This window comes from uncultured Aliivibrio sp. (genome assembly GCF_946479765.1).
Taxonomy (GTDB): Bacteria; Pseudomonadota; Gammaproteobacteria; order Enterobacterales; family Vibrionaceae; genus Aliivibrio.
On sequence record NZ_CAMLHO010000083.1, the window covers coordinates 1 to 7,629 of the forward strand.

At 36.4% G+C, this 7,629-nt stretch carries 10 protein-coding genes; all 10 read right to left on the reverse strand.

Annotated elements, in window-relative coordinates:
• Positions 1-504, reverse strand: a 504-nt coding sequence (locus tag Q1K78_RS16495) for a CHASE sensor domain-containing protein (protein ID WP_300181416.1), incomplete at its 3' end; no start/stop codon positions are given.
• Positions 501-1,025 carry a YfiR family protein gene (locus Q1K78_RS16500; protein WP_300181418.1) on the reverse strand — a complete coding sequence of 175 codons (525 nt, stop codon included), beginning with the start codon at positions 1,023-1,025 and terminating at the stop codon, positions 501-503. The genes Q1K78_RS16500 and Q1K78_RS16495, both read right to left, overlap by 4 nt.
• A complete protein-coding gene (locus tag Q1K78_RS16505) occupies positions 1,015-1,428 on the reverse strand; it encodes a Plug domain-containing protein (protein ID WP_300181420.1) in 414 nt (137 codons plus the stop codon). The genes Q1K78_RS16500 and Q1K78_RS16505 overlap by 11 nt, the downstream gene beginning before the upstream one ends.
• Before the next feature lie 504 nt (positions 1,429-1,932).
• Positions 1,933-2,469: a molybdopterin adenylyltransferase gene (mog, locus tag Q1K78_RS16510; protein ID WP_300181422.1), complete on the reverse strand. Its 537-nt coding sequence runs from the start codon at positions 2,467-2,469 to the stop codon at positions 1,933-1,935.
• Between the two features lie 42 nt (positions 2,470-2,511).
• Positions 2,512-3,702, reverse strand: a complete 1,191-nt coding sequence (locus Q1K78_RS16515; protein WP_300181424.1) for a conjugal transfer protein TraF — start codon at positions 3,700-3,702, stop codon at positions 2,512-2,514.
• Positions 3,703-3,895: 193 nt separating this feature from the next.
• On the reverse strand, positions 3,896-4,045 hold the full coding sequence (locus Q1K78_RS16520) for a YoaH family protein (RefSeq protein WP_300181426.1): 150 nt from the start codon (positions 4,043-4,045) through the stop codon (positions 3,896-3,898).
• The gene (locus tag Q1K78_RS16525; RefSeq protein WP_300181428.1) at positions 4,045-4,953 is read right to left on the reverse strand and encodes a DUF2861 family protein; all 909 of its coding nucleotides are present in this window, start codon (positions 4,951-4,953) and stop codon (positions 4,045-4,047) included. Before Q1K78_RS16525 ends, Q1K78_RS16520 begins: the two co-directional genes overlap by 1 nt.
• 5 nt (positions 4,954-4,958) lie before the next feature.
• A complete protein-coding gene (locus tag Q1K78_RS16530; RefSeq protein ID WP_300181430.1) occupies positions 4,959-5,615 on the reverse strand; it encodes a response regulator transcription factor in 657 nt (218 codons plus the stop codon).
• The gene (gene vxrA / locus Q1K78_RS16535) at positions 5,590-7,035 is read right to left on the reverse strand and encodes a sensor histidine kinase VxrA (RefSeq protein ID WP_300181432.1); all 1,446 of its coding nucleotides are present in this window, start codon (positions 7,033-7,035) and stop codon (positions 5,590-5,592) included. Before vxrA ends, Q1K78_RS16530 begins: the two co-directional genes overlap by 26 nt.
• A gap of 83 nt (positions 7,036-7,118) precedes the next feature.
• Positions 7,119-7,370 carry a hypothetical protein gene (locus tag Q1K78_RS16540; protein ID WP_300181434.1) on the reverse strand — a complete coding sequence of 84 codons (252 nt, stop codon included), beginning with the start codon at positions 7,368-7,370 and terminating at the stop codon, positions 7,119-7,121.
• Positions 7,371-7,629: the final 259 nt, after the last annotated feature.

Sequence of the window (7,629 nt, forward strand, 5' to 3'; positions counted from 1 at the left end):
ACTAAATGCAATCTGTAAGGCTTGCTCTTTTGTTGCATTAAGTTCAGCCTTAGAAACAATTAATCGGATTTTTGCTATTTTTTCATCATTCAAGCGAACAGGTATAAGTATATAAATGGCATGCTTTCCTATCGCGTAACCCCGTTCAAGAATTTCAGCTTGTAATGCCATGTTCGGTGCCTGAGCGACTAACCCATCTTTACGATAATCCGCAAATAATGACCCATCCTTTTTTAGTAACAACGCCTGCAAAATTTCAGCATCAGCACTGAATGCATTAAGTACTTCAGCGGCGGTAAACTCATCATCAAATAATAAAGCCGCTTGTAAATTGACACTGACTCCATTTGATAACACTTTAATTCGATTTATTAGGTTCTCTTTTTGAATATGGTAAGTACTAACATAGTTATATCCCTGAAATACTATAAATAATAGCAATGTAAAGGCAATTATAGGGAATGATAGTCTCTGTCTTAACGACGCTTTTTCTATCCATTTCATGGCTTGGTCCCTCCCTCGATGATAGATAAACGAAGAAGTTGAGAGCTTATTTTAAACGGTGATTTAGACAAATTATCAAGGTTTATTGTCGGTTTTACTTTCCCTTCAACTTGTCTTAATTCAATCATACCTGAGTCTTTTGTAAAATTGTCTCGACTGCTGATCGTTAAAATATTATTGTCTAACCCTTGTAGGAAACCCACTTCAGTTTTGCTGTTCGCTACATAAATATTACAATGTCTGTTTCTATCTAATGTCTTGGTATAAACACTAACAGCACGTCCTTGAATTCTTTTATTCGTTGTTATTTTTAATAACGTTTGGATCACTGGGTCTTGCTCGTCACCACAAAATACAAGTGATGAATCCATATCTTCATCTGCCCATTGAATAAAGTTCGCTATTCTAAAAATATAAACCGCTTCTATTTGGTGTACCTTATAAGCCGCCTGAGCACACAAACTTGATCCGATAGTAAATATCCAAGCATATGATAGTTGTTTAAGTAACTTAAAACTCATAAGAAACCCTACCATAGACAGATTGTTCGGTTTCATAAGCTCTGCATGAGTTATTATACGTATACGTTTCAAGATCACATAAGCCATCATGAAAACCACGAGATGACACAAAATCACTGGATTCATTAAATTGGCTGACTTCGATACCGGGAGCAAGTGAAAGTACGTCAGCAATGGATTTCACCCCCGATCGTACAATACGTTCGTTGGTGATAACATAAATAGCAGCCGGAATATCAGATATACTCTGCTCTCTTTTAGAAGCACTGGTTACATTAACCTCTAGCATTGAAAGATCTTCGAGGCTCATTGACATTAATAAATCAAAATCGGCGTCTAAGGCCAATGCACTTGATGAAACCAAAAACAAAGAAAAAGAGAGTGTATTGGGTCTGATATGCATTTATTTATACCATTAATAGTAACCAGTATAATTATAACTAAAAATACCCTATACGGTTCACTATTTAGTAATTAATAATTAACAAGGTGACCTAGTTAACATTTTTATATTTATCAATTTGATTCCTTGGTCTTTATCTATGAACTCTTTCACAAAGTCATATTTTTTATAAACTTTTTTAATGATTCAAGGTACACTTTTCCCCTGTCTACTCATTGAGCTCTCTATGAAATATATAATTATGTTTACAATAACCTTGCTGCTTTCAACCCCTAGCTTTTCAAAATCAATCAAGCAGTATTACAAATATCATCAGCCAAAACGGTGTGAAACTCTTGACAGAACATTAACTCATGTAAATAAACTGCTCAGTTTCAGCGAGGGAAAGGAATATAAAGAGGGACTAAAAGAAAAGAAAGCATTAAAGAAATTAAGAAAAGAGAAAAAATGCTAGAAAGCCAGTCCATAATCATGCACTGGCTTTATAAGTTACTGCAAAATGTTTTATTTTTCTTTAGGCCTAAATGGCTTAATTACGTCTTGATTACACTCAAGAAATGGACCTTCCATTAAATCAATACAGTATGGAATCGCTGGGAAAACGGCATCTAAACATTCACGAATCGACTTTGGTTTCCCAGGTAAGTTAACAATTAGTGAATCTTTACGTAAACCTGCTGTTTGTCGTGATAAAATTGCCGTTGAAACAAACTTTAATGACTCAGCACGCATTAGCTCGCCAAAACCAGGCATCATACGATCACAAACAGCTTCTGTCGCTTCTGGCGTAACATCACGCTTTGCAGGACCCGTTCCACCAGTTGTAACAACTAAACAGCACCCTTTCTCGTCAGTCAATTCAATTAATGTTTTTTCAATGACATCTTGCTCGTCAGGGATAACAACATACTCAGGTTCCCATTCAGAGGTTAGGTAATCATTGAGTGTTGCGATAATTGCTGGACCAGAAATATCTTCATAGATACCAACACTTGCACGATCACTAACAGTTACGATGCCAATTTTTGCTTTTTTAGTCATAATGAATTCTTATTGAAGTAAGGTAAGTCTATTATTACAGATTTAGTATTCGTAAGCCATATTGACTGAAAAACCATACGTTGAATCAACCGCATAAACAGCCGCTAAATCAAAATGGAACATATTCAGGGGTGAGAAACCAATACCTGCGGTAAATGCATCATCGTAGGTGCCTGCTAAATCTTTCTTGAAACCAGCTCGAAGTTGAATTTGGTATAATAAATCAAATTCAGCACCCGCTCTAAACATTTGTACGTTATCGTCTAATCCAACAAAGCGTTCTTGTTCGTTTAAATCTAGATCAGCCGTCAAAATGAAATAGTTAGTCATAAAGGCAACACCTGCGGTATATGTCGGTGTTAATTCATAGTTGTATTGGTAGCTTTTAGTGCCTAAATCAGCTCCAGAATTTTGTGTATCTGTAAAGCGAACATCAACTTTTGCTGTTTCAATTTCATTTTTAATTAAATTTTTACCTGCTGCGGCAAAACGCCATGGCCCATAAAACCATACGGCACCAACATCTACATTGAATGAGTTACCTGTGGTTTTATTTTTATCATAGCCATTAAAATTAAAATTATTGATTTTTTCTACATAAGTATACGTTAGGTAACTTTGGATTTTTGGCGTGACACCAATTGTAATATTTTGACCTAAGAAGTCAGTATAACCTGCAAAAGCAACACCCGCCTCCATTAACCCTAGTGCGACCGTGCCAATTGCTGTTGTATCTGCCATTTCCAACGCATCTGAAGTCGCTCCTAATGCATTTATATCCGGTAATGTTAGCCCTTCCATCGATGCTTTTGCGTAAAATGCCATTGATAGATAGCGATTAGGGATCGCTATTGCCGCTGCGCCACCAGCATTAAAACTTAATGCATCACCGTTTAAGTTATTTAAACCTGATTCGATATCAAGATGACCAGAAGGATCATTTTTTACTAATTTATCAAACCCACGTTGAACTTGTTCAACATCGTCAACGATGCCACCACGATCCATCATTTGAAGTCCAAAACTTGGTAACAATAAGCCAGCATCATCCTTACGACTATAAATTGCCACTAAAGCAGGGTTATAAAAAACACCAGTGAGATAATCAGCAGAAGCAGTTCCTGCACCACCCATCGCATCAATACGACCATCAACACTGTAATTTGTCGCATTTACTTGAGTTGAGGTAGCAGCAGCGCACGAAAGTAAGCCAATTTTTATCCACTGTTTCATTTTTATAAGCCTAATAAATATAGTTAACTCTTTATCGGCGTTAGTAATCGTAACTTTAGGAAAAACCAGATATTTATATCTATACTAAAAATAAATAATCAGGAAACAAATAAAATATGAATGAATTGAAGTCATAAATAGAAGAAGCGATGAGATAATAAAAAAACCGAGATACTATGCTCTCGGTTTCATTTTATTTCTTTACTTTTTCTGCAATTTCAGCACGAATTTGATCCGAAATGATTTTAATGGCCTCACCACTACTGATGCCTTGACGCATCATTTCTTGTATTTTTTCTACTGCTTTCTGTTGCTCTTCATGGGTTATTGGTACATCTAACATCAGTTGCTCTCTACAGTTTCAGGATCATCGAAATTGATGACTTTCGTTATTTCTTGTACTTCTTGAATCGATATCGGACCTTGGAAGTGTTTATGATTAAACGAAACGCTTAAAATATAACTGCCAGGTAATACATCGGTTGATGGTAACTTTTGGGGGTATTGTTCATCATAAAATTGCTCCCATAGTTTAATATAATCATTATCTTGATGATCATAAATTCCTACCGCCATTTCAGGTAAAGGACAGTTCGATTTAAGTAAACCAGTTTGAGTTGTCTTCCATTTATTTTTACCTAACCAAGACACCGACATTTCAGTTTTTGGTGTCGTTAACACAACCCATGATTCCCATTGCGTATTTTCTTTATCATCAGCAGTAATAATTAACTTATACAACCCATTTTTCACTCGGTTGTTAAGCGATTCTGTGGCATAAATGTATTGTATTATACTCTCATCTTGAGTCGGTATTGTTTTTATAGAAGGGTTCGTTAGCTGTTCTTTATCTGGCCACTTTACAAAAGAGATATTGGATATCTTCTTTTTACTATCAAACTGGACAATTAAACGATGATGTAACCGACCAGGGCTTTGGATAATTATTCGCTGAATGCTTACCGTATTTAACCAATTTGGAATAATCACGGTTGATAAGTCTCGACCGCAATTTTTAGAAATCGCACTACCTATTAACTTATCTATATTTCGAATAATATTATTTTCAGTCGAACTCTGTAGCACTTCAATTGATGTTTCAAACCCTTTTAAAGAATTACCTTCTAAGAATTGCTTATGGGCACTGTAGAGTGCAGATTGCTCGTTAAACCAGCCTCCTCCACTTGCATTAGTACCCAGTACTAAACAAAAAAAACCAATAATCGTGGCAATTTTTCGTTTAATCATCATCAATCTTACGCTTTCATTTTATAGCCAACGCCACGTAGGGTTTCAATTTCTATCCCCACGATCTTTTGACGAAGTTGTAGAATATGCGTATCAACAGTACGCGTTGTAGGAAAATGGTTATAGCCCCATACTTGATCCAGCAATTCGTCTCTTGTGAAAACCTTGCCTAAGTTTGACGCTAAGAAAAGTAAAAGATCAAATTCAGTGCGCGTCAATGTTACGTTGTCACCTGAGTTAATAACATCTCTCGTCGAGGTGTCAATCAATAGGTTTCCTACAGTTAATTGAGTTTTCACTTCATCTGATTCTGGTGAACGCAGATGCGCACGCAAACGTGCCAGTAATTCAGCTTCAGCAAAAGGCTTTGTTAAGTAATCATTAGCACCTGAATCCAGTCCCGTCACTTTATCTCTTACTGAAACCAATGCAGTTAATAGAATAACAGGAACATCTTTAATCTGTTTCCATTGAGACAACCAAGTGAGAGAATCGCCTTCTGGTAACTGACGATCAAGAATAACAATATCAGCGTCAGGCCATAACTTTGATACATTAGTGGCATTCTCAGAGTGTAAGCAACAGTATCCTGCTTCTTCCAAGCTAACTATAAGACCATCAGCTAAGTTTTTATCATCTTCAACGAGTAGGATTGTCTGTTTCACAAGGTATCTCCAATATAAATGTTGTTGGTGGCCCTTGAAGTATCATGGTGCCTCCCATTCTTTTGATCATTGATTCAACAATAGTCAAGCCTAAACCTAACCCTGCTTTACTAACAAAAGGCGTTTTTAATTCTTTCCAATTTGCTTTAGTAAGTTGTCCGCCATCAATGACTTCAATTTTTATGTTTTTATTTTCAACCGTCACATTCAACGTTACTGGTTGTATTCCATATTTATGAGCATTACTAATTAAGTTATCAATACAATTTCCTAACCAGTAAATATTCACTTTAATCGCCGAGTCTTTGTTAATTTTAAAGGCGACAGGTTGACTGTATTCCATACAACGATAACTAAGCCACTCTTCAACAGAAGGGATCCAATCAGTCGAGAATCCTTTATCATCTGATTGTAAATAATCTTTACTTGCTTCTGCCAATTGACGTAAGCGTCTAGAATCCTCACACAAGCGTCTAAACTCATCATACAGTGACTCAGGTAACGATTCGAATTGCCTTCTAAAGCCTTCAACCGTTAGACCTAAGCTCGCTATCGGTGTTCTTAATTCATGCGTTAGTATTTGCAGTACTAACATTTGGCTTTTCATCTCTCGTCGCTTACTATTCCACTGAGATATCCCCCAGCCAATAGCTAAACATAAATTCGCTAAGATTAGAAATAGAACAATATAGGAAAGCATTTGTGAATTACTTTCATCTTGCCAACATACATTACCATTTCTTACGTAACAGTTATCACCTTGATTAAATTCTGACATGTCTAAGTCGAATTTATCTAAATTCTGTAACTTTAACGCGATTGGATACAGGTAGTATCTGCTGCCTTTTCTTATCCAAAGCAATTGGTCAGCAATAATGGTATCTGAACCACTGATGATTGCTTTAATTGCATTATCATCCATCTTCTGTAAATGACGAAGTAGCGTTCCCTTTTGTGCTAATGGACGCTCTTTAATATGCATATAAGGCGCTAAGCTAGTTAATTTCTTTGGGAATTTCTCCACATATCTATATGCATAAGATCCACCACCAGGATGGATCATCCCTGAACGAGCAAACCAACTTGTTGGCAAACTAATTCCTTTACAAATCGCACGGATCAACACTAATGGCTCACCGACCAACGGGCTCACAGGCCAAGGACCCGTACAGTTTTGTGCATTTTTATACAACTGTTGTAGCTGTTTAAATGGATAAGAGGCAGTTTGCGGTAGAAGTGTATCGGGCGACAATAGTACAGTAGGATATTCTTTTTGTATCAGGCGAATGTCATATATTTCGACGGCTTGTTGTTTTTTAAACGCTTTTTTAAAGCTATCAATCTTCGTCGCCAAGCTCTCCGCTTGTGAAGAGAAACCGATCAATAACAGTAAAGACACTAGAAAGCGTTTATTTATCAACAGAACATCCTATTAAATAGTGTCGAAATAAAAATCAATTTAATCAGTATATTATAATTTCAGACGAATACGAATAGTTTATCTTATTTCATCATTACTTTTCCACCAATCATCTTATAGGCTGGCGTACCTCGGATTATGGTTTCTCTGGCAAAGACTCCTTTACATTCAGGACATATACAAGGCTCAGTGGTGTAATTATCAACAATACGTTCAATAAAACATTTAACTAAGGATCCTTTCCCTCCTTTTCGGTATTTATATAACAGAGTTCTACATTTAACGCAGTAGATCTGTACTGTTTTACTTGGCCCTTTTTTGTTTGGTTTAGCCATTGAATTCGCGTTTCTCTGGTTGCTATGTATAAAGATTTTATCTTACACTCAATAAGCTATGCTTTTACGTATTTTTGATTCTTTATGTTATACAGGACTGTCCATGCGAACTTATGCTCAATACCCACAAGCTCAAGAGGCTTTACGTCTCCTCAGTGAGGTCCAATCTTATTTTAAAACTGAACTTGTTAAAGCGAGTCATCTTACAAGCCAACCCACTGATTTTATCCCAGTAGAATGGCTAAGAGATGAAGGTACG